This is a genomic window from Micromonospora sp. NPDC049801 (assembly GCF_040656575.1).
GTDB lineage: Bacteria > Actinomycetota > Actinomycetes > Mycobacteriales > Micromonosporaceae > Micromonospora.
This window is the reverse complement of the sequence record NZ_JBFAMS010000009.1, coordinates 105,922-132,186: the sequence shown is the minus strand read 5'-3', so window position 1 is coordinate 132,186 and position 26,265 is coordinate 105,922. Positions and strand designations below refer to the sequence as shown.

The 26,265-nt window shown below is 71.2% G+C and carries 25 protein-coding genes, 1 tRNA gene and 1 pseudogene; 9 read left to right on the top strand and 18 right to left on the bottom strand.

What is annotated here, in order from left to right:
• Window positions 1–3: 3 nt before the first annotated feature.
• From AB0I89_RS18210 to AB0I89_RS18170, 9 genes are all read right to left on the bottom strand, one after another.
• A complete protein-coding gene (locus AB0I89_RS18210; protein WP_357127649.1) occupies window positions 4–2,037 on the bottom strand; it encodes a hypothetical protein in 2,034 nt (677 codons plus the stop codon).
• Window positions 2,038–2,047: 10 nt separating this feature from the next.
• The gene (locus tag AB0I89_RS18205; RefSeq protein ID WP_357127646.1) at window positions 2,048–2,917 is read right to left on the bottom strand and encodes a glycosyltransferase family 2 protein; all 870 of its coding nucleotides are present in this window, start codon (window positions 2,915–2,917) and stop codon (window positions 2,048–2,050) included.
• Window positions 2,917–3,828, bottom strand: coding sequence for a glycosyltransferase family 2 protein (locus AB0I89_RS18200; protein WP_357127643.1), 912 nt, complete (start codon window positions 3,826–3,828; stop codon window positions 2,917–2,919). The genes AB0I89_RS18205 and AB0I89_RS18200 overlap by 1 nt, the downstream gene beginning before the upstream one ends.
• Window positions 3,816–5,285, bottom strand: coding sequence for a hypothetical protein (locus AB0I89_RS18195; protein WP_357127640.1), 1,470 nt, complete (start codon window positions 5,283–5,285; stop codon window positions 3,816–3,818). Before AB0I89_RS18195 ends, AB0I89_RS18200 begins: the two co-directional genes overlap by 13 nt.
• On the bottom strand, window positions 5,282–6,376 hold the full coding sequence (locus tag AB0I89_RS18190; RefSeq protein WP_357127637.1) for a glycosyltransferase family 4 protein: 1,095 nt from the start codon (window positions 6,374–6,376) through the stop codon (window positions 5,282–5,284). Before AB0I89_RS18190 ends, AB0I89_RS18195 begins: the two co-directional genes overlap by 4 nt.
• Window positions 6,373–7,209: a glycosyltransferase gene (locus tag AB0I89_RS18185; RefSeq protein WP_357128032.1), complete on the bottom strand. Its 837-nt coding sequence runs from the start codon at window positions 7,207–7,209 to the stop codon at window positions 6,373–6,375. Before AB0I89_RS18185 ends, AB0I89_RS18190 begins: the two co-directional genes overlap by 4 nt.
• Before the next feature lie 16 nt (window positions 7,210–7,225).
• Window positions 7,226–8,497, bottom strand: coding sequence for a hypothetical protein (locus tag AB0I89_RS18180; RefSeq protein ID WP_357127634.1), 1,272 nt, complete (start codon window positions 8,495–8,497; stop codon window positions 7,226–7,228).
• A 138-nt stretch (window positions 8,498–8,635) separates the two neighbouring features.
• Window positions 8,636–9,940 carry a sugar transferase gene (locus AB0I89_RS18175; RefSeq protein ID WP_357128029.1) on the bottom strand — a complete coding sequence of 435 codons (1,305 nt, stop codon included), beginning with the start codon at window positions 9,938–9,940 and terminating at the stop codon, window positions 8,636–8,638.
• Window positions 9,941–10,257: 317 nt separating this feature from the next.
• A complete protein-coding gene (locus AB0I89_RS18170; protein ID WP_357127631.1) occupies window positions 10,258–11,334 on the bottom strand; it encodes an LCP family protein in 1,077 nt (358 codons plus the stop codon).
• A 215-nt stretch (window positions 11,335–11,549) separates the two neighbouring features.
• Here AB0I89_RS18170 and AB0I89_RS18165 point away from each other — a divergent pair, with 215 nt between their 5' ends.
• Both AB0I89_RS18165 and AB0I89_RS18160 read left to right on the top strand, forming a co-directional pair.
• The gene (locus AB0I89_RS18165) at window positions 11,550–12,368 is read left to right on the top strand and encodes an MOSC N-terminal beta barrel domain-containing protein (protein WP_357127628.1); all 819 of its coding nucleotides are present in this window, start codon (window positions 11,550–11,552) and stop codon (window positions 12,366–12,368) included.
• Window positions 12,369–12,464: 96 nt separating this feature from the next.
• The gene (locus tag AB0I89_RS18160) at window positions 12,465–13,499 is read left to right on the top strand and encodes an expansin EXLX1 family cellulose-binding protein (RefSeq protein WP_357127625.1); all 1,035 of its coding nucleotides are present in this window, start codon (window positions 12,465–12,467) and stop codon (window positions 13,497–13,499) included.
• Between the two features lie 23 nt (window positions 13,500–13,522).
• Here the strand turns inward: AB0I89_RS18160 and AB0I89_RS18155 are convergent, their stop codons facing one another.
• The 4 genes from AB0I89_RS18155 to bcp form a co-directional block, all read right to left on the bottom strand.
• Complete coding sequence (locus AB0I89_RS18155) at window positions 13,523–14,050, bottom strand: GNAT family N-acetyltransferase (RefSeq protein WP_357127621.1); 528 nt, start codon at window positions 14,048–14,050, stop codon at window positions 13,523–13,525.
• A gap of 70 nt (window positions 14,051–14,120) precedes the next feature.
• Window positions 14,121–14,194, bottom strand: a tRNA-Leu gene (locus AB0I89_RS18150).
• A complete protein-coding gene (locus AB0I89_RS18145; RefSeq protein WP_357127619.1) occupies window positions 14,185–14,781 on the bottom strand; it encodes an HNH endonuclease signature motif containing protein in 597 nt (198 codons plus the stop codon). Before AB0I89_RS18145 ends, AB0I89_RS18150 begins: the two co-directional genes overlap by 10 nt.
• 31 nt (window positions 14,782–14,812) lie before the next feature.
• Window positions 14,813–15,289: a thioredoxin-dependent thiol peroxidase gene (bcp, locus tag AB0I89_RS18140; RefSeq protein WP_357127616.1), complete on the bottom strand. Its 477-nt coding sequence runs from the start codon at window positions 15,287–15,289 to the stop codon at window positions 14,813–14,815.
• A gap of 232 nt (window positions 15,290–15,521) precedes the next feature.
• On the opposite strand from bcp, the gene AB0I89_RS18135 reads away from it, so the two are divergent.
• The 4 genes from AB0I89_RS18135 to AB0I89_RS18120 are packed head-to-tail and all read left to right on the top strand — an operon-like array spanning window position 15,522 to window position 18,197.
• Window positions 15,522–16,241: an energy-coupling factor ABC transporter permease gene (locus AB0I89_RS18135; protein ID WP_357127613.1), complete on the top strand. Its 720-nt coding sequence runs from the start codon at window positions 15,522–15,524 to the stop codon at window positions 16,239–16,241.
• Window positions 16,238–16,657 (top strand): PDGLE domain-containing protein, encoded by a 420-nt coding sequence (locus tag AB0I89_RS18130; RefSeq protein WP_357127610.1) that lies wholly within the window; start codon window positions 16,238–16,240, stop codon window positions 16,655–16,657. Before AB0I89_RS18135 ends, AB0I89_RS18130 begins: the two co-directional genes overlap by 4 nt.
• A gap of 14 nt (window positions 16,658–16,671) precedes the next feature.
• Window positions 16,672–17,442: a cobalt ECF transporter T component CbiQ gene (cbiQ, locus tag AB0I89_RS18125; protein ID WP_357127607.1), complete on the top strand. Its 771-nt coding sequence runs from the start codon at window positions 16,672–16,674 to the stop codon at window positions 17,440–17,442.
• Window positions 17,439–18,197: an ABC transporter ATP-binding protein gene (locus AB0I89_RS18120; protein ID WP_357127605.1), complete on the top strand. Its 759-nt coding sequence runs from the start codon at window positions 17,439–17,441 to the stop codon at window positions 18,195–18,197. Before cbiQ ends, AB0I89_RS18120 begins: the two co-directional genes overlap by 4 nt.
• A gap of 96 nt (window positions 18,198–18,293) precedes the next feature.
• On the opposite strand, the gene AB0I89_RS18115 is transcribed toward AB0I89_RS18120, so the two are convergent.
• From AB0I89_RS18115 to AB0I89_RS18100, 4 genes are read right to left on the bottom strand one after another with little or no spacing between them, the layout of a single operon-like run.
• Window positions 18,294–19,373: a hypothetical protein gene (locus AB0I89_RS18115; RefSeq protein WP_357127602.1), complete on the bottom strand. Its 1,080-nt coding sequence runs from the start codon at window positions 19,371–19,373 to the stop codon at window positions 18,294–18,296.
• Window positions 19,370–20,086: a thioredoxin domain-containing protein gene (locus AB0I89_RS18110; RefSeq protein WP_357127599.1), complete on the bottom strand. Its 717-nt coding sequence runs from the start codon at window positions 20,084–20,086 to the stop codon at window positions 19,370–19,372. Before AB0I89_RS18110 ends, AB0I89_RS18115 begins: the two co-directional genes overlap by 4 nt.
• Window positions 20,079–20,603 (bottom strand): MauE/DoxX family redox-associated membrane protein, encoded by a 525-nt coding sequence (locus AB0I89_RS18105; protein WP_357127596.1) that lies wholly within the window; start codon window positions 20,601–20,603, stop codon window positions 20,079–20,081. Before AB0I89_RS18105 ends, AB0I89_RS18110 begins: the two co-directional genes overlap by 8 nt.
• Window positions 20,604–20,635: 32 nt before the next feature.
• Window positions 20,636–21,226, bottom strand: a complete 591-nt coding sequence (locus tag AB0I89_RS18100) for a sigma-70 family RNA polymerase sigma factor (protein ID WP_357127593.1) — start codon at window positions 21,224–21,226, stop codon at window positions 20,636–20,638.
• 202 nt (window positions 21,227–21,428) lie between these two features.
• On the opposite strand from AB0I89_RS18100, the gene AB0I89_RS18095 reads away from it, so the two are divergent.
• From AB0I89_RS18095 to AB0I89_RS18085, 3 genes and pseudogenes are all read left to right on the top strand, one after another.
• Window positions 21,429–23,093, top strand: coding sequence for a copper resistance protein CopC (locus tag AB0I89_RS18095; protein WP_357127591.1), 1,665 nt, complete (start codon window positions 21,429–21,431; stop codon window positions 23,091–23,093).
• 17 nt (window positions 23,094–23,110) lie between these two features.
• Window positions 23,111–23,839, top strand: coding sequence for a YcnI family protein (locus tag AB0I89_RS18090; RefSeq protein ID WP_357127588.1), 729 nt, complete (start codon window positions 23,111–23,113; stop codon window positions 23,837–23,839).
• A 677-nt stretch (window positions 23,840–24,516) separates the two neighbouring features.
• Window positions 24,517–24,801 (top strand): annotated as a pseudogene (locus tag AB0I89_RS18085) (hypothetical protein); the annotation flags it as partial.
• A gap of 171 nt (window positions 24,802–24,972) precedes the next feature.
• On the opposite strand, the gene AB0I89_RS18080 reads toward AB0I89_RS18085, so the two are convergent.
• Window positions 24,973–26,250, bottom strand: coding sequence for a glycosyltransferase 87 family protein (locus AB0I89_RS18080; protein ID WP_357127585.1), 1,278 nt, complete (start codon window positions 26,248–26,250; stop codon window positions 24,973–24,975).
• Window positions 26,251–26,265: the final 15 nt, after the last annotated feature.

Sequence of the window (26,265 nt, the reverse complement as noted above, 5' to 3'; positions counted from 1 at the left end):
CGTTCACCAGAACTCGTAGATGAGGAACGTGGCCTCCGGATAGCGGACCGTGGCCCGCAGCTTCAGGCACGACTCGTTGATCTCGGTGCCCGTCACGAGGTACTTGACGCGATGCTGGCGGAGGAAGGGGCCGCACGGCTCGGTGTTGACCCGGAAGTGGTCCGGCGCCGTGAGGGTGAAGGTAGTCGTCGACATGACGGCGGGGTTCCGGTCGAAGGTGAACCAGACGTGCGCGTAGCGGTTGACGATGTACTCCTGCTGGCCCTGCTGGTCGGCGGTCCGCCACAACGTCAGCTGCGGGTACGCGTAGACACCGGACAGTGACCGGGCGCCGTTCATGGTGGGGAAGTTTTGGACGATGCCCACCTCCGCCGTCCACACGGCATCCGGATCCTCGGCGGCGATGGCCCGGATGGATCGGGACAGCGGCGTCTGGGTCAACGTGGCGGTGCCCCGGTAGAGCGGATGGATGAAGGCCGTCATGGCCACCGAGAACGCCAGGAGAACCGATGTCGCCCAGACGAAGCGGCGGCGCAGTGCCAGATGGACGACCAACGGCACGGGGACGAGGGACAGGACGAAGCCGCCGAGGCCCAGGAAGCCGGGGGATGTCTGCGCCACGTGCAGGCTGAGTAACGCCTGGACGAGCAGGAGCGCGAGTGTGTAACCGATGATGACGGTGCGCCCCGGCAGAGTCGACCGCTGGTCGCGGAGCCGCCGGACGAACAGCACCAGCCCGATGAAGTTGAGCAGGCCGATGCCGATGAGCAATCGCGTGTGCGGCACCCGGTCCAGATACAGCAGCCTGCCGAAGAAGTCGAGATGGGGTACGAACAGCCGGACGAGTGCTCCGAGGAATGCGAGGTTGACGAGCAGCAGCGGCCAGTCGACGACGCGTCTGGCGCGGTACGACTGGTACAGCAGATAGAGGCACGGCACGCACAGGTACGGGAGCATGAGCAGGAAGTTGGAGTTCTCGCTCTGGTTGGTCAGCCCCTTGTCCGGAATGCTGTATTGCGCCGCTGATCTGCCCGACTCCAGGCCGAAGCTGGTGTGTCCAGAGAGCAGGTGGGCCAGGTCGAAGCCGCCGCTTCGGGTGAGCCGTTGCCCCGGGTAGGCGGTGTGCAGCACCGCGTTGATGGCGTCCAGCCGGGTGCCGACGAAGAGCCCGACCAGGAGGCCGGCGACGAGGAGCGCTGCCGCCACGAAGGCCAGCGGCCGCAGCATGGGACTTCGTGGCACGGTGTACCGCTCGATGAGATGGCCCACGCAGAACGCGGCAAGCGCCAGGGCACAGGGAATCTGGAAGGGCGGATAGAGGACCAGCGCGAAACACGTGAGCAGGTACGCCAGTAACGCCGCCCAGGCGACGGTGGCGAGCAGGCGGGTCGACCGCAGCAGAAGGACGAAGACCGTCGCGATGAACAGTGCGTAGTACAGCGGCCCGAGGGTGATGTACTGGTACCACCAGTGCACGAACGGGCTGAAGAAGAGTGTCGACGAGAGACCGGCGGCTAGCCAGTGCTGGCCCGGCATCAGCACCAGGACGAAGAAGTAGGCGCTCAGGATGAGCAGCACCGCCATCAGCCACCACTTGAACGCGAAGGCGTAGTCGAGCGGAAGAACCAGGAACGCGAGGTTGTGCGGCTTGAAAGCCGCCGACCAGTCCCGGTACGGCACGTCCACGACCAGGGAGACGTCCGCGCCCTGACCCATGTTCGGGTTTATCCGGGGGTAGCCGGCGGCGTCCTGGGCGATGGTCAGCTGGGTGTTGACGGCCCACTCGTCCGATCGGATCGGCTGCGGTGCGTTGAGCAGCAGGTTCGCGTCCGGTTGCGAGCCGTACAGCATCGACTGGTAGACGCCCATCGACGACCCGCTGATTTGCAGGACGGTCAGCAACGTCAACAGGACGGTGAGCAGGGCCGGAAAGAACCAGATGCCGCGGACGAAGCTCCGGCCGAGCCGCGCGACCCGGTCGCGGCTGCCGGACGGGACCGCCCAGGTGTCCCGAGCGTCGGCGGTGGTCACTGCCAACGCGCCCCCTTCAGGTCGTCGCCCGCTGGCCCGGCGCGTTCACCGGCTGGGCCGCGCTGTCGTTCACGACCGGCACCGGCGAACCGACCAGCCGCGCCGCCTGCCGATGCCGGCGTGGTGCCGGCGGCAGTCCCGTCAGGAACTCCGGGAACATGCCGAAGAACGTCCGGGCGCTGCGCAGTTCCAGGGTGTGCGCCCGGGACCAGCGGAACGAGTTCGTCGCCCGGCCCCAGTGGTGTGTCCACCGCACGTCGCCGAGCAGCGCCACAGGGAGCCCGTTGCGCCAGGCGCGCAGACCGAGCTCATGGTCCTCGTAGTAGAGGAAGAACCTCTCGTTCCAGCCGCCCAGGTCGATGAAGTCGGTGGTCCGTGCGGCGACCGCGGCACCCATGACCCAGGCCACCCAGACCGCCGTGCCCGGTTCGGCCGTCATCCGGTACGAGGCGTGCAGCCGGGACAACGGCCACAGTTTCCGGTTGCCCAGCTTGGCGGTGGCGTAGGGGAAGCCACGGCCGTTGGGCTGAACGACGCCGTCCGAGGAGAGCAGTTGCGGCGCGGCCAGGCCGCCGTGCGCGTCGAGGTGCCGCCGCAGCACCTCGAAGCCCTCGGTCGAAGTGATCTCGAGGTCAGGGTTGGCGAACAGGACGTACTCGCCCGCCGCTTGGCGCAGACCGATGTTGTTGGCGCGGGAGAAGCCGACGTTCTCCGGCAGGCGGATGACCTGGGCGCCCATCTCCTGGGCTACGCCGGCCGAATCGTCGGAGGAGCAGTTGTCGACGACGATCCACTCGTACGGCCGGGCATCGCCGCGCCAGCACGCGCGCAGCGTCTCCGCCGAGTTGTAGGTGACCGTCACGACACTCCAGCGACGTCCTGTCATCACGCTCTCCGAACTGTCAAGTAGCTGAACAGGGCGGCGAAACCGAACCGGTCGCCCTGCCACTGGCGTCGGGCGCGCAGCCCTCCACGCAGGCCCTCGCCCATTCCCCGCAGGAAGGGCCGCAGCAGGCCCTGTCGTGCCCGGCGTACGGCCAGCGCGAGGTGCGCCAGGGCCAGCACGGGTGTCGCGACGATCATCAACGGCCAGGTGAAGGTGCGCGCCGCGACGATGAGCCGGTTGCGGGCGAGCAGGAAGGCGCGGAACGCCTGGAGCTTGTGGTCGCCCTCGACGCTGTGGCCTCCGGCGTGCGGCAGCACCAGCTCCGACCGACGTGTGCGCACGCCGGACGCGTAGAGACGGAAGGCGAGGTCGGCGTCCTCACCCCAGGCGAACAGCTGCTCGTGGAAGCCGCCGAACCGACGGAACAGCTCGGTCGGGAAGACGGCCGCGCCACCCGACGGACCCAACGGCCCCCGTACCGCGGATGCCGGGCGATCGATGAACAGCGAGATCGGGTTCAGGTCGATGCCGACGTACTCGCCGCCGTGCATCGCCAGACCGACCGCGATCGGCAGCGCGGGCGTCTCGGCCATGGCGGCGCAGATCCGCTTCAGCGCGTCCTCGGGCAGCCAGACGTCGGGATTCAGCAGGAGGACGTGGCTCGTGGCCGTCTGCGCCACCGCCCGATTGCAACCGGTCGCGAAGCCTGGGTTCGAGGCGTCGGGCAGGTAGTCGTAGCGGTCGTCGTCCAGGCAGTCGGCGATGACCTTCCGGCAGCCGTCCTCCGGCGAGTTGTCCGCGAAGAGGAACCGCACCGGGAGACGGTCGGCACTGCGTACCCAGGTCGGCAGCGTGTCGGCGAGCATGCCGGCGGACCGGTAGAGCACCGTGACGACGGTCAGCGTTTCCATGTCGGCATCACCACCTTGGGCCAGGCCGGCATCGCCAGCCTGGACGGGTTGCTGACCAGGTAGAACGCCACGATGCCGGGCACGAGAGAGAGCCAGAACGGCTGGATGACCGGGTAGAACTCGTAGATGCCGAAGGTGGCGTAGTAGATGAGGAAGGCGCGTCCGATGTGGTGCGCCGGGCTGTTGGTGTCGCTGAGCCGACGCTCGGCGAAGCCGACGACGAGCCCGGTCAGGGCCAGCACGAGTCCTGCGCCGACCGGCCCGAAGTCCATCAACGGCACCGCCACGAAGGTCGCGGTGTTCATGTAGAACGGTTGACTGAGCCCACCGGTGATCTTGTAGAGGTCGACCGGTCCGAGGAGTCGCTCGCCCACCGAGCCGGTGAAGGTCAGCGAGTAACGACCCCATGCCGGGTCGTACTCCTCCCGGTGTTCCCAGAGCCGTCCGAACGTCTCCACCGACGAACTCAGCGACAGGTCCAGAGATCCGACGCTCGTGTAGATCGGGTTGCCGCCGTACTGGGCCCGAAACTGGTCCTCGAAGGTGCCGGTGCCGGCCAGGGTGCGTTGCCCGCCGAGGTAGACCGCGCCGCCCACCACGCCGAGGCCGACCAGGACCACCACCAGAGCAGCGACCTGCCGCTGACGGGCACTCATCCCGCCCGACTCGCGCCGGGTGGAGAGCGCGGCGACAAGTGCCGGCACGATTCCGACCAGGACCGAGTTCTTGCTGGCGCCCAGAGCCGCCCCGAACGTGAAGACCACGACCAGGAGCAGGTAGCGCCAGCGGGCCTCGCTCCTGCCGTTGAGCGCCCGAAGCAGTGAGATCGCCATACCGAGCGTCCACGCCTCCGCGAGCAGACCCACCACGATGTTCGACCGGAGGCCCAGTTCGGCTCGGGCGACGTCCGGGTTCTCGGCGAAGAGTGGAGGCACCTCACCGCCGAACTTCAGCGCGCCTCCGATGATCGCGATGAGCAGCACGACCAGCAGGAAGCCGGTCAGGCGGCGGTCGGCAGGCCACTGCAGTGTCGGCCGGGTCGACCGGTTCGCGCGGCCGAACGAAGGGCTGGCGAGCCGGTCCTGCCCCGCTGGTTGGATCCACCACAGTGGCGGCCCCGCCGGCGGCTCCACGGCGGCGGCCGGCCGGCCCCGCTCGGCCAGCCGCCGACCGGCGTACCAGGCGGCGAGGAAACAGGCGACGAAGACCCCGAGCACCGGGATGACGGCGCGGCCCGCCGGGGAGTCGTACGGCCCCGGGACCGTGATCACCGCGAGGAAGACGAGCGCCCACGCGGCGGAACAGACCGCGAGCCACATGGCCGACCGCACCGCGATGACCGCGACGGCGGCGAACGCCGCCACCACCCCGGCTGCCGGGTTGACCAAAAAGAGCGGTACGACGACGGCGACCGCGGCCGCCCAGAGCCCGACGGTCAGGTACTTCTGAATGATCATTCTGCGTTCCTCGTGAGGAGTGACCGGTACAGGCTCTGCCACCGCTGGACGCACCTGTCGAAGGCGTACTCCTTCGCGTACCAGTCCGCGACGGCGCTCCGCTGCTCCGCAGTCGTCGCTCCGACGGCATGGCGGATCGCGGCGGCTATCGACGAGGGTGTGAGATCGCTCTGGAACGCCAGCGTTCCGGCCGCGTGTCGGGTGACCTCGGCCAAACCTCCCGCGCCCGAGTGGACCACCGGTACGCCCAGGGACATCGCCTCGAGAGCGCTCAGGCCGAAGGCTTCGACCCGGGACGGTACGACGAGGCAGTCGATCTGGCGGAGGAAATCGGCGGCATCGACCCGGCCGACGAGTTCCAGGTTCGGTCGGGGAGCGAGCGCCAGCGCTCCGCTGCCGGCGACCTGGAAGGTGGCGTCCGCCATGAGCGACGCCACGTCGGGTATCAGGTCGACGCCCTTCTCGGGCTCCACCCGGCCCAGGTAGCCCACCACGAGCGGACGGGTTCCCTCCGGCATCCGTGGCGGTGCAGACGCCGGCCAGGTCGCCGGGAGGGGGTTGGGGATCAGGTGGACGTCCTGGACCTGGCCACGGTTGCGCAGCTCGTCAGCCTCGAACTCTGAGACGGCCACGCTCGCGTGCGGACGCAGACGACGCATGACGAGGTCGAGGGTGATGTTGGATTGGATGCTGGCCTTGCGCTTCAGCGAGGGTGCCGTGTCGCGGAACTGCCACAGGCTGGTGTGCATGGTGACCACCAGAGGCGTACCGCGGCGCTCGGTGGCCAGCGCCGCCCGGCAGTGCATCGCCGCGGACAGCAGGTGAGCACAGACCACGTCGGGCTTGACCTCGTCGACGAGACGCCGAAGCGCCCGGGCGTACCCCAGGTCGACCCGACTGGTCGCGCTGATGTCGACCCACGGAACTCCGGATTCCCGCAGGGAGGCGCCCACCTCGTCGTCGGAGGTGGCGGCGATGACGTCGACTCCGGTCCGCGCGTGCGCGGGGATGATCTCCGTCAGGATCCGTTCGGCGCCGCCGAACTGACGCCGGCCGGAGCCGCCGGTGGTGCAGACGAACAGCACCTTCATCGGGAACGTAGTCCCTCGACAGCGCCCCGGGCGATGGCTCGGCGCACCGGATTCGGCCCGACGGCCGCCCGCAGCAGCACCCCCACCATGAAGGCGGCGCTGGCGACCCGACCCCGCCGGCCGGCCATCTGCCGGGTGGCCCGGATGAACTCGCGCGTCCGTCGCTGGGAGATCTCCTCCTCGGTCCAGCGCCGCTTGGCGGTGGCGTCGTCCTCGTGCATGATCACCGCGTCGGGCCGGTACGCCAGGCGCAGGCCCCGCTGCCGCACCGCCCAGCAGAGGCGCATGTCCTCGCCGTAGAAGAAGGACGTCTCGTCGACGCCGCCGATCGCGTCGAGGGTGCTTCGCCGCAGAGCCACGAACGGCCCGGTCAGCCAGTCGGCCTTCGCGGGCTCCGCGATGATCCGCAGGTTCGGCAGGACGAAGCTCAGGCCGGTGGCGTGCGCGAGCCCGACGGGCACGCTCAGAAAGCGACCGCCCTCCGTCTGCGCGACGCCCGACGGGGTGACGACACCCGGGAAGGCCGCACCCACGGCTGGATCGTCCAACGCCTCCAGCAGGCGCTCGACGGCGCCCTCGTGCACGATGATGTCGTTGTTCGACAGGATGACGTTCGTCCTGGTGGTGTGCCGGACGCCCAGGTTCATCCCTCTCGCGTAGCCGAGGTTGCTGCCGGATTGCACGTAGCGGACGCCCTTTTGCGCGCAGAACTCGCTCAGCGCCTGTCGGATACCCTCGGAGCTTCCGTTGTCGACGACGACGATCTCCGCCTCGCGGGGCAGAGACAGCACGCAGGCACGTGTGCGGTCGTAGTCTTCCCAGGCGAGGACCACAATGGAGACATCCAACTCAAACCGTCCCAGGACTTCGCGGCCGCGACCGGCGCAGGCTCGCACGAGAGATGAAGGCGTGCACGCCGTAGGCGAGCGATGAGGCGAGCGCGGCTCCCACCACGCCACCCCAGGGGATGACCCCGAAGTAGGCGGTGATCGCGACGGCCAGCGTGCTGACCGCCGCGACCGTCGTCGCCTTCTCGCCACGCTTCTTCAACAGCAGGGAACTCCAGGTCTTGCCGGCCGCGGCGGCCAGCGTCCCCGGCAGGAGGCAGAGCCCCAGGATCCAGGCGTACCGGTACTCCGGCCGCAGGAAACCCAACACGGCCAGCGCGGCCACGGCCGCCAAGGCCACCGGGACCGCCGCCCGGACAACGGGGCCGGCCCGGTGTGTCGTCGCGTCGACGTCCCGCTCGGCGAGGATCCGCTGGGCGCGCACCACCGCACCGGCCTGTGCGAACTCCAACGCCGCGACGGCCAGGGCGTACACGCCGAGCGGACCGGCACCGACGAACCTGGCCACCAGGATCTGGTTGAACCGCAGCGTCATCATCTGCGCGAAGATTCCGGTGTGCAGGTTGCCGACCGCGCGCAGGTCGGAGCGGTAGTCCAGAGCGTCAGCCGTCGGTGCCGGCGCGGGGCCGACGCGCCGGACCATCCCCAGCACCAGGACGCACACGGCGAGCGCGCCGACCCACTGGACCGCGAGCCAGACCATGCTCCACAGGTCGCCGTCGAGGCGCCCGGCGGCGTAGAGCGCGAGGTAACCGCCGACCAGGACCGCCCCGCTTGCCGCCCGCATCGAGTAGACGACAAGGAAGCCCTTCTGTCGCAACGCGATCGACGAGACCGTGTTGAACACGGTCAGAGCCGCGGCGGAGCCCACGCCGATCAGGTAGCTGCCGATTCCGCCCAGAGCCGTCAGCAGCGCGGCGGCGACAGCGGAGAGAAGCACCGAGATGACGAGCATCGCGAGGACCCAAACGCGGCCACGGGAGAGGACCCACCCGGCCGGACGGGACAGCAGGAAGGTGTCCAGCGACAGCCCGCCGACGGCCGCGCCCAACGTTGCGCTCACCATGTTGGCGGAGAGTTCGCCGCGCTCGGCGGCGGGTAGCGCCACCGACACGACCGCCGCCAGGCCCGTGAGCCCCAGTGCCGCGATGTAGAGGCGCTCCGGTGCGAACAGCCGCCGGAGCAAGCCGGGTGCGGGTACGTTGGGGGAGCGTTCCGGGTCGGGGTCGTTCGGCGACGACCGCTCGGCGTGAAACGACGAAACGCTTTTCACTCGTCTCCCCAGAACGGTGTGCCGCGCAGGCGGGTACGACGAGGTCCACGCCGCTGGCATTGTCTACCCGAACGGTTCGGCACCCGCAACCGCCGTACCGGCGTCGACCGGAGACCCTCCGGCGTCAGGCTCGGCAGATCACCTACCGCCGCCACGGAACACCTCCGCGACCGTCCGCAGCACCACCTTGACGTCCAACCAGAGCGACCAGTTCTCGATGTAGTAGTTGTCGAACCGCGCCCGGTCAGAGATCGGCGTGTCTCCGCGCAGGCCACTGACCTGCGCGAGTCCGGTGAGGCCCACGGGGACGCGGTGGCGTGCCGCGTACGTCGGGTACTCGGCGGAGAACTTCTCGACGAAGTGCGGCCGCTCGGGCCGGGGACCCACCACGCTCATGTCGCCGCGCAGGATGTTCCACAGCTGCGGCAGTTCGTCGAGCGAGGTTCGGCGCATGAACCGACCGATCGGCCCGACCCGCTGGTCGTGGGCGATCGACCAGTTGGTCTGCGACTCCTGCTCGTCCACCGGTCGCATGGACCGAAACTTGATGACCTTGAACGGCTTGCCGTACCGGCCGATCCGCTCCTGGTGGAAGAAGATCCCCGGACCGCCGTCGACGAACGTGGCGATGGTGCAGAGCAGCAGCAGCGGGCTCAACAGGAGCAGGGCGACCGCGGCGAACAATATGTCCGACGCGCGCTTGATCGCCCAGCGGGGACCAGTGAGGGAGATGTCCGCGATCTTGACGATCGGGAACGCGCCGATGTGGTCCGGATAGCCGCTGTGCGATCGCGATCCCCACAGGCGCGGCACCGCCCAGAGGTCACAACGGGAACTACGGGGACGCAACAGCGTCTCCATGAGCGTGGACTCCGGACAGTCCGGGTCGGCGATGACCAGCACCTCGCACTCCAACAACCGGACGAGGTGATCGAGGTCCGAGAGCGTGCCACTCAACGGAAGCACCCCGCTGCCCGCACGCGACGGCGCGTCGACGCAGCCGACGAACCGCAGACCGTACTGCGGGTAGCGGCGCAGCAGCCGAGCGAGCTCGACACCGATCGGCCCGCCGCCGACGATTATCGCGTTGTGCTCGATCCAACGACGGCTGCGCGACAGGACGATGAACGCCCGGCTGGTCGCGCGCCCGAGGATAACGAGCCCCGCCGACAGCGCGACGCCCCGCATGAAGCCGCCCACGTATGCCACCGAGGAGTGGCGTTCCGCCGCGATGATCGCCACCACGGCCGCGGAGGCCAGTAGCCGCCCGCACAGGCCGGGCAGCTCGTCGAGGATGCTCACGTGCCGCCGGGGTCGGTAGAGGCCGCCGGCGGCGAAGAAGGCCACCGTCAGGACGGCGTTGGCGAGCGTCCCGCGCCAATAGGTGTGGCTCAGCAACAGTGGTGCGACGAGCGCCACGGCATCCACCGGCGCCGTCATCATCCACGCGCGCGCCCATCGGATGCGCGACGACGTCCGGGACCGGGCGTAGGGCAGCACGGCGGTGGTGCTCGACCCGGTTGCCTCCGGCTCGCGGGTGTGCGGGACTGGCGGGGCGCCGAAGAGCCGGGCGCCGTCGCCCGGCAACTCGAGCGGCCCCTCGGCGACCGGCGGCGTTGGCGTACGGCTTGTCGCCGGTTGGCCTGACACTGTGGACCTCCCCCGTGAACGCCCCAGTCACTTCCCACGACCAGAACGGCGACCGAAATCTACGATCGGTCGGGACGCGCCACCATGGTCGGCAGATGAACGTCGATGTCCTACTGTGCCGAGGACAGGATCTCCGGCACGTTGTCGCTGCGCACCGCCCCGAAGACCCTTGCGGCCTTCTCCTTGTCGGCCAGCACCACGCTCTCGCTGCCGATCATGCCGGTGCCCTTCGTGGGACAGGTCAGGAACGTCAGGTTGCCGCTGCGCAGATCACGCAGCTCGGATGCCAGGTCGAGCAGATTCAGCGACTTGTCCACCGCCACCGCGTCCGCCGTGGCCTTGACGAACGAGTTGAGCTTGGCCGGGTTGGCCAGCGTCCCGCCGGATGCCGCCTTGTCGAGGATCGCCTTGATGACCTGCTGCTGGTGCCGGATCCGGGCGAAGTCGCCGTCGGCGAAGGCGTGGCGTTCTCGTGCGTAGTCGAGCGCCGCGGCGCCGTCCATCCGCTGCCGGCCCGCCTTGAACGTACGGCTGCCGTTGAGCGCGTAGAGCGTCGTGAAGCCCTTCTCCACGTCCACGTCGATGCCGCCGAGGGCGTCCACGATCTCCTTGAAGCCACCGAAGTCGACCATCGTCACGTGATCGACCCGTACGCCTGTGAACTTCTCCACCGTCTGCACCATCAGCGGAACGCCACCCCAGGCGAACGAGGCGTTGATCTTCGCGTCGCGGCCGCCCCGCCCCTGCGCCGACTTCGGGATGCTCACCCACGTGTCGCGAGGAATGGAGATGAGCTGCGCGCTGGACCGGTCCTTCGGAAGGTGGGCCAGGATGATCGTGTCGGTGCGGGAGCCGTCGTCGCTCTCCGGGTCACGCGAGTCGCTGCCGAGGATCATGATGTTCATGGCGCCCTTGGCCTTCTCGGCCACCTGGGGACGCTCGGCCTCGGGCACACCGTCGAACGCGTCGACCCGTTCGATCCCGTTGTTGATCGATCGGTAGTAGAGGCCTCCGGCGACCGCGCCGCCACCGATGACAAGCGCCAGAACCACGAGCGTGATCAGGGCGATCTTCTTCCACCTGCGACGCTTCGGACGCGCCTCTTCCGTCGGCTCAGTCGGCTCGGTGGGTGACTGCGCCGCGATCTGCTGAGTCTCGGGTTCCGCGTACTCCTGGCGATACTGCATGGGCGCGATGCTACTGATTTCACGTTCCAGCCATGTACCCCCAATGGTGCCTATCCGGGTCCGTTTGGCGACTGAAAGTTTTTTCTCGACAGGCAGTGGCCCAACCTGGTGCGAAGCAGCCGTGGACGCAACGAAGCTCCGACGGGCCATCGCCTGCGAGAGCCCCTCCGACCACCGGCATCCCGGCGACGGCATCGGCATGTCATGGTTACCGGGTGCGGCTGACCTCGATCCACACGTACCCCGTCAAGGGTTGTCACCGGCTCGACCACGACGGCGCGTTCGTGCAGCCGTGGGGCCTGGCCGGCGACCGACGCTGGATGGTGGTGGACGCCGACGGCGTCGGCGTCACCCAGCGGGACACGACCCGCCTGGTCGGCCTGCGGGCCAGCGTGCGCCCCGGCGGCCTGGTGCTGCGCGCCGACGGCAGGCCCGACCTCGACGTGCCCGAGCCGGCCGGCGGCGAGCCGGTGCGGGTGCGGACCTTCCGCAGCCGGACGACCTCCGTCCCCGCGCTGCACGCCGGCCCAGCCGCTGACGCCTGGCTCGGCGGGCTCCTCGGCCGTCCCGTCCGGCTGGTCTGGTTGGCCAGTCCGACGCGACACCTGCCCGCCGCCGGGCGCGAGTACGACACCGGCGACCAGGTCAGCTTCGCCGACGCCTACCCGCTGCTGCTGACCAGCACCGGCTCCCTCGACGCCCTCAACGGCTGGCTCGCCGACGCGGGGGAGGAGCCGGTGCCGATGACCCTATTCCGGCCCAACCTGGTCGTCGACGGAGCGCCGGCCTGGGCCGAGGACGGGTGGGCGGGCCGGTCGCTGCGCGTCGGCGACGTGCGGCTGCGCGCCGCCGGGCCGTGCGACCGCTGCGTGGTCACCACCACCGACCAGGAGACCGGGGTACGCGCCAAGGAGCCCCTACGCACCCTCGGCCGCCACCGCAACGTCCGCCAGAAGCTCCTGTTCGGACTGAACGTGGTGCCCGTCGACAGTGGACCGATAAGGATCGGCGACCCGCTCGTGGTCGAACCCTGACCGGCCAGCGGCGGGCTCGTCACCGTCCGTCGATGCTCTCTTAGCTTTCGCTTAGCCGCCTTGTCCGGCCGTACGCCGTTCCGGCAGCATCGCGACGTGACCGACGGAAGCGCTCCCGGCGGCGTCGAGGATCCCGCCCTCGCCGTCAAGGACGTCGACATCGACCTCGACCTGGACCGCGTTCCGGACGACCGGCCCGCGTCCTCGTCCGGCCCGATGCCCTGGCTGGTCGCCACCGGCGTCACCGTGCTCGCGGCGGCCCTCGGACTCACCCTGACCCTGCGGTCCGGCTCCACCCCGGCCTGCGCCGCCGGGCGGACCCTCGCCGCCGCGCCACCTACCGGCACCGCCACCCACAGCGGCAAGGCCACCTTCTACGACTCCAAGGGCGCCGGCGGCAACTGCTCGAACCCGGCCGCGCCGGCCAACCGGCTCTACGTCGCCCTCGGCCCCACCGAGTACGCCGCGGGCGCCGCCTGCGGCGGTTTCCTCGACGTCACCGGCCCGAAGGGCGCCGTCCGGGTCCTGATCATGGACCAGTGCCCGGAGTGCGAGCCCGGACACCTCGACCTGTCCCGGGAGGCGTTCGCCCGGATCGCCGACCCGGTCCAGGGGCTCGTCCAGGTCACCTACCGCGCGGCCGTCAACCCGCCGCTGCCCGGCCCGCTGACCTTCCGCATCAAGGAGGGCGCGTCGCAGTTCTGGTTCGCCGTCCGGATCGGCAACCACGGCAACCCGCTGCGCGCCGTCGAGGTGCGCCAGGGCACCAGCGGCCCGTGGCGGGCAACCGCCCGGCAGGACTACAACTACTGGCTGCTGGCCTCCGGCGCGGGCCCCGGCCCGTACAGCGTGCGGGTCAGCGACGTGTACGGACACCGGGTCACCGTGTCCGGCATCCGCATGACGCCGGGCCAGGTGCAGACGAGCGTGGTGCGGATGTACGAGCGCGGCGTCGTCGCCGCGACCACGCGTCCGCCTACGACGACCCGTCCGCCGGTCGCCCGACCCAACGGCACGCCGACACCGGCCCGCCGCGCCGACAAGGTGGCCGTGGCGAACGCGCCGGCCACCCCGGCCGCCGACGGGCCCTCCACGCGACCCGCCGGGGCGACCGCCCGCTGGTGCGGCTGAGCCCTGCGCGGCGCTCCGGTCCCTCAGTCGGTCGGGGTCAGGTCCAGCCACATGAGGATCTCGTCCCGGTCGTCGCCCGGCGCCACCCGCAGCGCGCCCGGCAGTCGGCCGATCTCCCGGTACCCGAGGCGGCGGTAGAACCCGTCCAACCCCAACCCGTCGCGCACCGTCACGTGCAGCGCCTCGTGGCCCATCTCGCGGCCCAGCCGCGCGGCCTCGCGCATCAGCGCCGACCCGCAGCCCGTGCCCTGCTGGTCCGGGTGGACCATCACCCGTTTCAGCACACACCAGTGCGCCTTGAGCCCGAACCGGTTGTCGCGGAAGACCAGCACCGCGACGGTCCGGTCACCGTCGTATCCGACCAGGAGCCGGTCCGGCCCGTCGGCGACGCCCGCGAACGTCGGGTCGGCGATCGTACGGACGTCGGTGGCGGTCACCGGTGGCACGAAACCCACCGCGCCGCCGGCGTTGCTGACGTCCACCCAGAGGGCGACGATCTCGGCGCGCAGCCGAGGGGTCAGCTCGGGATCCAGGACGAAGCGCAGAGTCACGGCGCCCATCCTGACCGGTCGACCGGGCTCGTGGCCCACCACCGTGACGCGGTCGACAACCGATCTGTTGTGGGGCCGACGGGATTCGAACCCGCACTGGTGCGGACCTAAACCGCATGCCTCCTGCCGTTGGGCTACGGCCCCTTGAAACTGAACTCCACCGGCGTCCACGGCCATTCTGGTCGACGAGGTAGTCGTCGGCCTATCCGAAAACCCGTTGGAGTAACCGCCTCAGGATCGTAGACCACCTCGGGCGCGATGGGTGCAGCCCGTCGTTGCCCAGCGTAGGTGGAGGTCTGGCTGTGGCAGTTCGGGCATAGCAGCCGCAGGTTGCAGGGCCGGTTGTCGAGGAAGTCGCCGTTGATGTGATCGACGTGCAGTGTCAGTGGTCGTCCCTGCCATGACGATCCTGTCCCGCACATCTCGCAGGTCTCGGGAAGGCCGATTGTCGCCAGGGCGCGCTTGAGGCGGAACCCAGGGATCCGGCGAGAGCCATCGGGTAGTACGACCATCAGCTCGACGGGGGACAGCCGCCGCCACCGCACGCCTCGGTTGTGCGCCTGGCCCGTGAAGTGCGACGTGTCGATGCCGAACTTCTTCAACTGGCGGCTGATGTGCGCGTGCGAGCCGCCGCTGACGCGTACGCCGAGCATCCGCATCACCTCGGTGATGTTGCGGGCGGCGGCGGCCGCCTCGGCGAGCAGCTCCGGTGTGTATTTGTATCGGACCATTGACGCACGGTAGTGGTCCGGTGGGACAGTCTCAGTCGAGCCCGAGGTCGCGGCGGAGCTTGGCGACGTGCCCGGTGGCCTTGACGTTGTAGAGCGCCCGCTCGATCTTGCCGTCGCCGTCGATGACGAACGTGGAGCGGATCACGCCGGTGACGGTCTTGCCGTACAGCTGCTTCTCGCCGTACGCGCCGTACGCGGTGAGCACCGCCTTGTCCGCGTCGGACACCAGCGGGAACGTGATCGCGTCGCGGTCGCGGAACTTGGCCAGCTTCGCCGGCTTGTCGGGGGAGATGCCGACCACCTCGTAGCCGGCCGCCTGGAGCGAGGCGAGCGAGTCGCGGAAGTCGCAGGCCTGCTTGGTGCAGCCGGGGGTCATCGCGGCCGGGTAGGCGTACAGGACCACTTTGCGGCCGCGCAGGTCGGCCAGGGAGAGCTGGTCGCCGGTGTCGGTGGGCAGGGTCCACTCGGGCGCGGGGTCACCGGGGGAGAGACGATCGGGCGCGGTCATGGCCCTGACCCTACCGCCGGGCGTGCGCGCCCCGCGTCGCCGGCGCGCGCCGGCTCGTGTTCCTGGAAAGCGCGGTGTCCCCGAGCCGCGGACACCGCGACATCAGGGAAACCGGGGTCGACCGAAGTGATCAAGACCATGCGTTGTTGCCAGAGTCTGGCAACAACAAGTCGTAGGAAATAGGCTGACCCCCGCCGGGTCCGGACGGGTCCGCTGACGCGTGGGAGGTCGCGTGGAAACACTGGCGATGCACATCTCGAACGGGATCATCGACGGTCCCGTGGCGGCGATCTTCGCTGCGCTCGCGCTCGTCGCGCTCACCTACTGCGTCCTGCGTGGCCGGCGGGACCTGGACGACCGGCTCGCCCCGATGGCCGGCCTGGTGGCGGCGTTCATCTTCGCCGTGCAGATGCTCAACTTTCCGATCTTCACGGCGGGCGTGAGTGGTCACCTGCTCGGTGGCGCGCTCGCCGCGATGCTGGTCGGCCCGTGGGTCGGTGCGCTCTGCGTGGCCGTGGTCCTCGTCGTACAGGCCCTGATCTTCGGTGACGGTGGGGTGGCGATGCTCGGCCTCAACATCACCAACATGGCGCTGCTCGGCACCGCCGCCGCGTACCTGTTGATCTCGGTCCTGCTGCGGGTGCTGCCCCGCACGCGGGCGGGGCTGGCGGTGACCGCGTTCGTCGCGGCCCTGGTCAGCGTGGTGGTCGCGTCCCAGGGCTTCGTCGTGGAGTACTGGCTGGGCGGCACCACCGACCTGGGCAACAACCTGGCCGGTCTGGCCGGCACGATGGCCGGCGTCCACGTGCTGATCGGCATCGGCGAGGGCCTGATCACCGCGACGACCGTGCTCACCGTCGCGAAGGTCCGCCCCGACCTGGTGTACGCGCTGCGTTCCCTGCGTACCCCGACCACCACCCCCGCCGTCCCGGTCACCGGAGGTGTCCGATGAAGAACCGTTCCTGGGCCTTTCTGGCCGGTGGCCTGCTGGTCGCCCTGCTGCTCGCCGGCGTCGTGAGCAACTACGCCTCGTCGCACCCGGACGGGCTGGACTCCTCCCTGCTCAAGGGCTGCACCGTCGACGCCGACGACAACATCGTCGGTGGCAGCTGCCCGGCGCAGCAGGCCAGGGACCACGAGTTGGGCGACAGCCCGCTGGCCGACTACGGCGTGCGGGGGGTGGAGAACAGCTTCCTCTCGACCGGTCTCTCCGGGGTGCTCGGCGTGTTGGTGACCTTCGCGATCGGCCTCGGCGGCTTCTGGCTGCTGCGCCGCCGGGACACCGCGCCGGCCACGGGCGACGGGGGCACGTCCGCCGAGGGCGCGGCGGTCGCCGTTGGGCACGGCCGCACCGGCACGAGCGACTGAGCAGGGGGTACGCGATGGGCGCCGGTCACGGGCACGTGCTGTACCGCGAGTCGGCCTCGCCGGTGCACCGGCTCCCACCCGAGGTCAAGATCGTGGCGATGGTGGTCTTCACGATCGCCGTGGTGGCCACTCCGCGCGAGGCGTTCTGGGCCTTCGGGGCGTACGCCCTGTTGGTGGCGCTGGTGGCGGCGCTGGCCCGGGTGGGGCCGCGCTGGCTGCTCAGCCGCGCGTTGATCGAGGTGCCGTTCGTGCTGTTCGCGGTCGCGCTGCCGTTCCTCGGTGCGGGCGAGCGGGTCGAGGTGCTGGGTCTGCGGCTGTCCGAGGACGGCCTGCACGGCGCGTGGAACATCCTGGCCAAGGGCACCCTCGGCGTCCTCGCCTCGCTGCTGCTGGCCGCGACCACCACCACCCGCGACCTGATCGTCGGGCTGGACCGGTTGCACTGCCCGCAGATCCTCACCCAGATCGCCACGTTCATGCTGCGCTACCTCGACGTGTTGGTCGGCGAGGCGCGGCGGATGCGGGTGGCGCGCATCTCGCGGGGCGACGACCCGCGCTTCCTGTGGCAGTTGCGTGGCTTCGCCGCCGGCATCGGCGCGCTGTTCCTGCGCGCTTTCGAACGCGGTGAGCGGGTCTACCTGGCGATGCTGTCGCGGGGCTACACCGGGCGGATGCCCGCCGTGTGGCAGGGCGACGGCGCGGCGACCGCCGGTCAGTGGCTGGTCGCGGCGACCGTGCCGGTGGTGGCGGCCTCCATCGCCGCGACCGCCGTCGTGCTGACATGATCGGAGTCGTGCAGACCGCCCTCTCGCTGGACGTTCGTGGTGTTCGGTACGCGTACCCGGACGGGCACGTGGCGCTGCACGGCGTGGACCTGGCGGTGCCGCGCGGCGACCGGGTGGCGCTGCTCGGTCCCAACGGCGCCGGCAAGACCACGCTGGTGCTGCACCTCAACGGCATCCTCACGCCCACCGAGGGCAGCGTGAGCGTCGGCGGGCTGACGGTCACTCCGGACCGGGCGACGCTGGCCGAGGTGCGCCGCCGGGTGGGCATCGTCTTTCAGGACCCGGACGACCAACTCTTCCTGCCCACGGTGGCGGAGGATGTGGCGTTCGGGCCCGCCAACCTGGGGTTGCGCGGGGCGGAGTTGGCGGCCCGGGTCGACGAGGCGCTGGCCGCCGTGGGGATGAGCGAGCACCGCGCCCGAGCCCCGCAGCACCTCTCGTTCGGGCAGCGCCGACGGGTGGCGGTGGCGACCGTGCTGGCCATGCACCCGGAGATCCTGGTGCTGGACGAGCCGTCGTCGAACCTGGACCCGGCGGCCCGCCGTGAGCTGGCCGAGATCCTGCGGGGCCTGCCGGTGACCCTGCTGATGGTCACCCACGACCTGCCGTACGCGGCGGAGCTGTGCGAGCGCTCGGTGATCCTGGACGGCGGCCGGATCGCGGCGGACGCCCCAACCCGCACGCTGCTCGGTGACGCCCCCCTACTGGCGAAGCACCGCCTGGAGCTCCCGTACGGCTTCACCCCACACCTCTGACCCCCGCACCCCGGTCCCGCGATCTTGCACTTGCTGTCCCGACAGATGCCGCGAATGCCGGTACTTCGGCGACACAAACTGCAAGATCGCGGGAGGTCAGGGGGTGGGGGTGAGGGCGGCGGCCCGGGAGGCCGCGTGTAGGCGGAGGACGCCGGCGGCTGTTGCGCCGACGCCGGTGATCAGGAACGCCGCCACCATGACCCGGGCGACCCCGGGCGACCAGGGCACCGGGGCGACGGACCGGGCGAACACCGCGGCGTTCGCCACCCCGGCGAAGAGCGCCAGGCAGGCCCCGGCCAGCGCCACCGCGAAGTCAGCCGCGGGGCGGCGGCGCAGCGCGTACCAGCCGGCGGCGACCGCGCCGAGGCCGGTGAGCAGCGACCAGATCTGCCCGGACAGCAGCCCGGACAGCACCCCACCGACGCCCTGGGCGCCCGCGTCGATCTCCCGTCCCACCGGATAGCCGACCGCTACCGCGCCGCCGACGACGAGCAGCGCGCCGAGTACGGCCAGCGCCCGCGCACCGGCGGTGGAGGCGGCGGCGAACAGGCCGAGCGCACCCACCGCGAGCAGGCCGACGATGCTCACCGCCCACCAGGTGTACGCGTCCGGCGGCGGCACCCAGTCCAGGGTGCCGCCGATCGTCAGCGGGTCGGTGCCGTCGCGCAGCGGCACCGTCCAGTCCCGGACCCGGTGCTCGCGCTCCGGCGCGGCGCGTACCTCCGCTGGCGGCGTCGACTCCGGCCACAGTGCCCGCTGGTCGTGCCAGCGTGCCGTGGTCCCGTCGGCGATGCGCCGCCAGGACGGTGCGGCGGCCGGGTCGGCGTCGGCCGGAAGCGCGGTGTCGCCGGCGAGGGTGCGGTTGAGGTACGTGGCGGGGGAGCGGGTGTTCTCGAAGACACCGTCGGGACCGATCCGCAGGTACGGCTCGCCGGAGTAGCCGATCACCTCGACCGCCCGGCCGGTGCGGTTGGTCAGCTCCAGGCGTGCGCCCGCCTCGATGACCCGGACCGTCAGACCGGGCCGGGCCGGCGTGACGCCGGTGACGCGGGCGCGGTAGTCGGTGCCGTCCGGGGCGTCCGCGCCGTGTGCGGCGGCGGGCGCCGCGCCGAGCAGCGTCGCCGCGCACGCGGCGGCGGCGATCAGGCCGGCGCGCGCCAGGACGGTACGGATCACTTGCCGGCCGCCGCCACGGCTGCGGTGAGGCCCTGCGGGGTGCGGTCGGCGAGTGGCTGACCGTTGACGAGGATGGTGGGCGTGCCGGTGACGTCGCTGCGGCTGGCCTCCTCGGTGACGTGCTCGGTCCACGTCTTGTACGTGCCGTCCTTCACGCAGCCGCCGAACGAGCCCCGGTCCAGCCCCACGCCGACGCCGATGTCGATCAGTTCGTCGTCGCTGAGCCCGGCGCTGTCCTCGGGTGGCTGCTTGGCGAAGAGCGCTTTGGCGTACTCGCGGAACTTGCCGCCGGCCGCCGCGCAGCCGGACGCGGCCGACGAGCGGGTGGAGTACTCGGTGCTGGAGAAGCGGTTGAGGTAGGCGACCGGGTGGTACACCACCTTCGCCTTGTTCTCGGACGCCAACTGCTCCAACGTCGCGCCGCTGCTCTGCTCGAACTGGTTGCAGACCGGGCAGAGGAAGTCCTCGTACACGTCGACGGTGACCGGGCCGCCGCCGGTGACGATGCCGGTGCCGGGCCCGTTGGCGCCGGGCGGCGTGGTGAAGCTGTCCGAGCGCTGGTTGGACCAGACGCCCCAGCCGATCAGTCCGGCGATGACCAGTACCGCGACGGCGGCGGCGGACACCCAGATCGTGCGGCGGCGACGTCGTTCGCGGGCCAGTTGCTCGCGGACCACCCGGGCCGCGTCCCGCTGACCCTTGCGACTACTCATCCTCGTCCTCCATGGCGGGTTCGGCGGACAGCCAGCCGTCCACTGATACGGGCGTACGCGGCCACACCACCAGAAATCCGGCCAGTACCAAGAATCCCAGGTCCCGCAGGATCTCCGGGAGGTAACTCGGGGCCTGCCCCTCGGCGAGCTGCCCGCCGCTGCCGAAGCAGCCGCAGTCGATGGCCAGGCCACGCGCCCAGGCCGAGGAGATTCCCGCGATGAAGACCAGCAGCAGGGCGGTCGAGATCGCCGCGGTGAGCCGGGAGGCCAGACCGAGCAGCAGGAGCACGCCCAGGGCCAGCTCGACGAAGGGCAGCGCCGCGCCGATCACGGTCGCGGCGTCGTACGGCAGCACCTGGTACGCGTTCACGGCCCGACCCGAGGCGGCCAGGTCACCGACCTTCGACGCCCCGGCGACGAGCCAGACGGCGGCGAGGCCGAGGCGGGCCGCCGTGCCGAGCCAGGGCCGGACAGCCGTCCAACGGCCGACCCGCGTGGGGGGTGCAGTCACGCTCATTTGTCGTTCCGTCTCAGCCGGAAGTTCCCGGCTCAGCCGGTGCGGGCGTCGTCGACCGCCGCGACCAGCTCGTCGCGGGCTCGGGCGACCCGGGACCGGATGGTGCCCACGGGCACTCCCTCGACGGCGGCGGCCTCGGCGTACGAGAGGCCGAGCAGTTGGGTGAGCACGAACGCCGCCCGTCGCTCGGGGCTCAGCCGCCGCACGAGGTCGTCGGCGCCGAGCTGCCCGGCGTGGTCGGGGTGCGGACGGTCGGTGTGGGCGTTCGCGACCAGTCGCTCGTCGAGGCGACGTCGGCGGACCACCGTGCGCAGGTGGTCGGCGCAGGCGCGCCGGGCGATGCCGAGCAGCCAGGTGCGGGCGCTGGACCGGCCCTCGAACGCCGGCAGGGCCTTGAACGCCCGCAGGTACGTCTCCTGGGCGAGGTCGTCGGCGCTGTCCGGGCCGACCAGGGCGGCGGTGAAGCGCCAGACCTCGGCCTGGGTCAAGCGCACGAACACCGCCTGGGCGGTGGGGTCGCCGTCGCGCGCGGTCAGGGCCGACTCGGTCGCCGGGTCCGGGCCGGCGTCACCGGACGGACCGGTGGGGCCGGCGGGGCCGGTGTCGCGCGGGACGGGGATCACGACAAACCAGGTTACGCGGCGTCGGGTGCGGCGTCAGGGTCCTTCGGCCCTTGGATGGTCTGCGACACGTCGGGAACTTTTCCCCGTCGTCAGCCGACTACCTGCTCATGACACGCGACCTCTCCCGCGCGGCGATGGCGGCTGAGCGGAATTGAGCCGTTCGCCCGACTCGGTTCGCCGAGATCCACTGGGGTCGGCGACCATGGCAGGCATGACTGTCGCCCCCCGCCGCTGGGCCGCCCGGTTGGCTGCCGCCGCCGGCCTCCTGGTCACCGTCGTCGCCCTGTTGATCGCGCCAGCCACCCCGGCCAGCGCCCACGCGGTGCTGTCCAGCAGCAGCCCGGCCGCCTCCTCGGTGGTGCCGAACGGCCCATCCGAGGTGGTGCTCACCTTCAGCGAGTCGGTCCGCAAGGTCCCCGACAAGGTTCGGGTGATCGCTCCGGACGGCTCCCGGGCCGACCGGGGTGAGCCGTCGTTCGCGGGCGCGGTGGTGACCATTCCGGTGGATCCGGCCGCCGGGCGCGGCACCTACCTGGTGAGCTTCCGGGTGATCTCCGCCGACAGCCACCCGGTCTCCGGCGCGTTCACCTATTCGGTCGGCGCGCCCTCGACGCCGCCGGTTGACTCCGGCAACGACAGCCGCGCCAACCCGGTGGTGAGCACCGCCGTGAAGGTGGCCCGGTTCCTCGGGTACGCCGGTCTGGTGCTGCTGGTCGGGCCGGTCCTGGTGCTCGCCGCGCTCTGGCCCCGGCGGCTCTCCCGGCGGGGGCCCGCCCGGCTGGCCTGGGCCGGTCTCGGCCTGACGGCGCTGGCCACTCTCGCCGACCTGTGGTTGCAGGTGCCCTACACCGCCGGTGGTGGCCTCTTCGACGTGACCGGCGCGGGATTCGGCAGCGTCTTCGGCAGTACCTTCGGCGCGGCCCACCTGGTCCGGCTCGGCCTGCTGGCCGCGGCGGCGTTCCTGCTGCGGCCGCTGCTGGAACGTCCGGCCGGCCGTACCGACGCGATCATCCTGGCGCTGCTCGGCGGGGCGGCCCTGCTGACCTGGCCGCTGGCCGGGCACCCGGCCGCCTCCCCGGCGCCGGCGGTGTCCGTGGTGGTCGACGCGGTCCACCTGGGCAGCATGGCGGTCTGGTTGGGCGGCCTGCTCATGCTCGCGGTCTTCCTGCTGCGCCAGGCCGACGAGCGGGAGTTGGGCGCGATCCTGCCCATCTGGTCGCGCTGGGCCGCGCTCGCCGTCGCGGCCCTGCTGCTGGCCGGCACCGTGCAGGCGCTGATCGAGGTGGCGACCCTCGACGCGCTCTTCAGCACCACCTACGGGCGGCTGCTGCTCGCCAAGATCGGGCTGTTCGCGATCGTGATCGCCGTGGCCGCGTACTCCCGGCAGTTGGTCCGTCGGCGGGTGGCCGCGCAGCGACCGGCGCCGGTGCGCCGGGCGGTCCTGGTGGAGTTGGCTGTCACCGCCGTGGTGCTGGCCGTGTCCGCGACCCTGGTGCAGACCGCGCCCGCGCGGACGGCGGCGGCCGACTCCTCCGGCGTCGAGGCGGGCCTCTTCTCCACCACCCTGAACAGCTCGCTCTTCTCGATGCAGGTCGAGTTGAGCCCGGCCGAGCGGGGCAACAACTCGGTGCACCTGTACGCGTACAGCAAGGACAACCTGCCGCTGCCGGTGGTGGAGTGGCGGGCGACCGCCGCGCTGCCGTCGGCCGGTATCGAGCCGATCGACGTGCCGCTGCTGCCGTTGACCGACAACCACGCGTACGGCGACATCAGCCTGCCGGCCGCCGGCGAGTGGCAGTTGAAGATCACCGCTCGCACGACCGACATCGACCAGGCCACGGTGACCGCCACCGTGCCCATCCGTTAGAGAGGTCCACGACACCCATGACCCGACTCCGGCGTACCGCATCCGCCGCTGCCGCCCTGGCGCTGACCGCCGTCGCCACCGCCGTGCTCGGCTTCGCCGGTCCGGCCTCCGCCCACGTCACGGTGAACCCGAAGGAGGCGACCCAGGGCGGCTACGCCCGGGTGGCGTTCCGGGTGCCCAACGAGAGCGACACCGCCTCGACCACCAAGCTCGAGGTGGTGCTGCCGGAGAACGCCCCGGTCGGCTCGGTGTCGACCATCCCGGTGCCGGGCTGGACGGTGGCGACGGAGAAGCGCAAGGTGGAGCCGCCGATCGAGGTGCACGGCAGCCAGCTCACCGAGGCGGTCTCCAAGATCACTTGGACGGCCACGGGTGACGCGGCCGTCAAGCCGGGGCAGTTCCAGGAGTTCGGCGTCTCGATGGGGCCGCTGCCGAAGGTCGACACGATGGTCTTCAAGACCCTCCAGACGTACTCCGACGGCAACGTCTCGCGCTGGATCGACGAGCCGCAGCCGGGCGGCGAGGAGCCGGAGAAGCCCGCCCCGGTGCTCACCCTCACGGCTGCCGCGCCGACGGCGTCGGCCGCCGCGCCGTCCGCCGTGGCCGTCGCCGACAAGGACGACGACGAGGGCGACGGCGTCGCCCTCGGCCTCGGTGTCGCGGGTCTCGTCGCCGGCCTGGCCGGCCTGGCACTGGGCGGCTTGGCGTTTGCCCGGACCCGCCGGGAGCCGGCCGCCAAGTCCTGATCCCGTCGCTCACCCGCTGGCCCGCCGGAAATCCGGCGGGCCAGCGTGCGTCCCGGGCCGGGAGCGGCCGTGCCGTGGATATCCCCTGATCAGCGGGCGTACGTCGGTAAGGTCGGCCGGGTATCTGGCTACGGAAGGGGACGGCGCGAATGCGGTTCGTGCGGGTAATCGCCGGAATGCTGCTGTTGGTCATCGGGATTCCGGCGCTGCTCGCCGGCGGTGGGCTGTGGCTGGTCGCCCGGCACACCGATCCCGGTGGGGCCTACGCCGCCCGGTTCGAAACCGTCCGCACACCGGGCCACGCGGTCGTGGTCACCGACCTCGACCGGCTGCTGCGGCGGGAGGCGCCCTTCGCGCGCGGCACGCAGACCCGTCTGCGGCTCGACGCCCGGACGCCCGATGGCCCGGCGTTCGTGGGGCTCGCGCCGACCGCCGAGGTGCGCCACTGGCTGGAGTCCGTGCCGTACGCCTCGGTCCGCCGGGTGGCGCTGGCCCGGGGGCCGCTGCCGGTCCGTCTGGAAGCCGCGGTCCCACCCGTGGCCCCGGCCGTCGATGCGGTCCGCCCGCCGCTGGGCCTTCCGTTCTGGGTACGCGAGGGCATCGGCACCGTCGAGTGGAGCGCCGACGACCTCGCGGGCGAGCCGATGAGCCTGGTGGTGATGCGCCCGGACGGCCGTGCCGACCTGACGCTGGAGCTGCGCGCCGAGCTGCGGGCCGGCTGGGTCGGCCCGGTCGCCTGGGGACTGCTGGTGGCGGGGGTGTTGCTGGTGGCGTGCGCGGTGCTGCTCCTGCTGCGCCCACCGCGTCCGCGTGAGGTGGTCTTCGTGGTCGAACCGGACCAGGTGCCCGTCCTCGCCGGCCGGCTCGGGGTCACGTCGCTCAGCGGCCTGGGCGTCCGCGATCCCCATCCCGTCCGGTCGGTGCCGGCCGTACGACAGCTCGCCCCGGTCGGCTCCGGCGTGTCCGAGTGGTCCCGGTCGGCGATCGGCGCGGAGCCGGCCCGGCCGACGCCGGAGGACTGACGTGGCAAGTGGCCCTTCGCGCTGCCGACGCGAAGGGCCACTCTCACCGGGGGAGCGGTGCTACCCGAGCGACGCTTGAGGTAGATGGGTTCAGATTAGCGGCGATGGACATTACTGGGGACTTGTGTCCATTTGGCGCGAATTTTCCTCCGTGCGGACCGGGCGGTACACGCGCACCGGCAGCGCCACCAGCAGCAGCAGACTGAGCAGGACGTAGGGGTTCTGCAGGACGAAGTCGACCGGATCGTGGGTGCGGACCGGCGCCGTACCCCATTTCTGGAACGTCACCACGCCGTAGACGATCACGGCGGTGGTGCCCACGGCGAGCGCGGCGGACCACCACCGCTGGCGTGCCTCGTCCGGGCGTTTCGCGCTGAGCGCGGCGTCGGCGAGCAGCACCACCGCCGGCACGAACCAGTAGATGTGGTGGGTCCAGGTGATCGGACTGATCAGAGCACCGACCAGGCCGGTCAGGGTCAGGCCGGTCAACGCGTGACCAGCCCGCGCGGCCCGGGCAGCCCGCCACAGTCCGTAGCCGGCCACCGCCGCCACGATCACCAACCACAGCAGCCGGTCCGGCTTCTCCGGCGCGGTGAACCGGCTCAGCAGACCGAAGACCGACTGGTTGCCGACATAGTCGGTGCGTCCCACCCGGTCGGTGTCCCACAGCTCCTGCGTCCAGAACCGCCAGGAGTCGCCGGGCGCGACCGCCGCCGCCAGCAGGGTCGCCGCCGCCGCCGTCACGCTCGCCACCGCGGCGGCCCGCCACCGGCGGGTGGCCACCAGGTACACGATGAAGATGCCCGGGAAGAGCTTGAGCGCCGTCGCCAGCCCGATGCCGACCCCGGCCCAGCGCCGCGCCTGCGGTACGGCGAACAACAGGTCCGCCAGGATCAGCACGACCAGCAGCATGTTGATCTGCCCGAGGGTGATCGTCTCGCGGGTGATCTCCACCGCCAGCACCAGCAGCACGGCGGCCGTCACGGTGAACGTGCGGGGCAGGTCATGGCGGACGATCACGGGCATCACCAGCCACCGGGTGGTCAGCACCACCGCCGCCACCGTGAGCACCGTGAAGATCGTCACGGTGACGCCGAGCCGGAGCAGTCCGAACGGCCACAACAACAGGGCGCTGAACGGCGGGTACGTGAAGTACAACTCACCCTGCACCCGGTCCGGCTGGACGTAGTCGTAGAGCGGGTGACCGGCCGTCCACCAGTCCATCGCCGACATGTAGATCTTCAGATCGAAGAAGTTGTGCACCAGGTTGCGCAGGTAGAGCGCGGGCAGCACGGCGACCAGCGCCACGATCGCGACCAGCCGACGGACCGTACGGCCACCGGGATCGTCGTCGGTGACGGCGGGCGGTGCGATGGGTTCGGCTGGCACTTGAGAAACCCTAGC

Bases quoted from the DNA above. Each gene is read 5' to 3' on its own strand.
- AB0I89_RS18205 (WP_357127646.1), bottom strand. From the start codon at position 2,917: ATGACAGGACGTCGCTGGAGTGTCGTGACGGTCACCTACAACTCGGCG.
- AB0I89_RS18200 (WP_357127643.1), bottom strand. From the start codon at position 3,828: ATGGAAACGCTGACCGTCGTCACGGTGCTCTACCGGTCCGCCGGCATG.
- AB0I89_RS18195 (WP_357127640.1), bottom strand. From the start codon at position 5,285: ATGATCATTCAGAAGTACCTGACCGTCGGGCTCTGGGCGGCCGCGGTC.
- AB0I89_RS18190 (WP_357127637.1), bottom strand. From the start codon at position 6,376: ATGAAGGTGCTGTTCGTCTGCACCACCGGCGGCTCCGGCCGGCGTCAG.
- AB0I89_RS18175 (WP_357128029.1), bottom strand. From the start codon at position 9,940: ATGATGACGGCGCCGGTGGATGCCGTGGCGCTCGTCGCACCACTGTTG.
- AB0I89_RS18170 (WP_357127631.1), bottom strand. From the start codon at position 11,334: ATGCAGTATCGCCAGGAGTACGCGGAACCCGAGACTCAGCAGATCGCG.
- AB0I89_RS18145 (WP_357127619.1), bottom strand. From the start codon at position 14,781: ATGGTCCGATACAAATACACACCGGAGCTGCTCGCCGAGGCGGCCGCC.
- bcp (WP_357127616.1), bottom strand. From the start codon at position 15,289: ATGACCGCGCCCGATCGTCTCTCCCCCGGTGACCCCGCGCCCGAGTGG.
- AB0I89_RS18130 (WP_357127610.1), top strand. From the start codon at position 16,238: ATGAAGAACCGTTCCTGGGCCTTTCTGGCCGGTGGCCTGCTGGTCGCC.
- cbiQ (WP_357127607.1), top strand. From the start codon at position 16,672: ATGGGCGCCGGTCACGGGCACGTGCTGTACCGCGAGTCGGCCTCGCCG.
- AB0I89_RS18120 (WP_357127605.1), top strand. From the start codon at position 17,439: ATGATCGGAGTCGTGCAGACCGCCCTCTCGCTGGACGTTCGTGGTGTT.
- AB0I89_RS18110 (WP_357127599.1), bottom strand. From the start codon at position 20,086: ATGAGTAGTCGCAAGGGTCAGCGGGACGCGGCCCGGGTGGTCCGCGAG.
- AB0I89_RS18105 (WP_357127596.1), bottom strand. From the start codon at position 20,603: ATGAGCGTGACTGCACCCCCCACGCGGGTCGGCCGTTGGACGGCTGTC.
- AB0I89_RS18095 (WP_357127591.1), top strand. From the start codon at position 21,429: ATGGCAGGCATGACTGTCGCCCCCCGCCGCTGGGCCGCCCGGTTGGCT.
- AB0I89_RS18090 (WP_357127588.1), top strand. From the start codon at position 23,111: ATGACCCGACTCCGGCGTACCGCATCCGCCGCTGCCGCCCTGGCGCTG.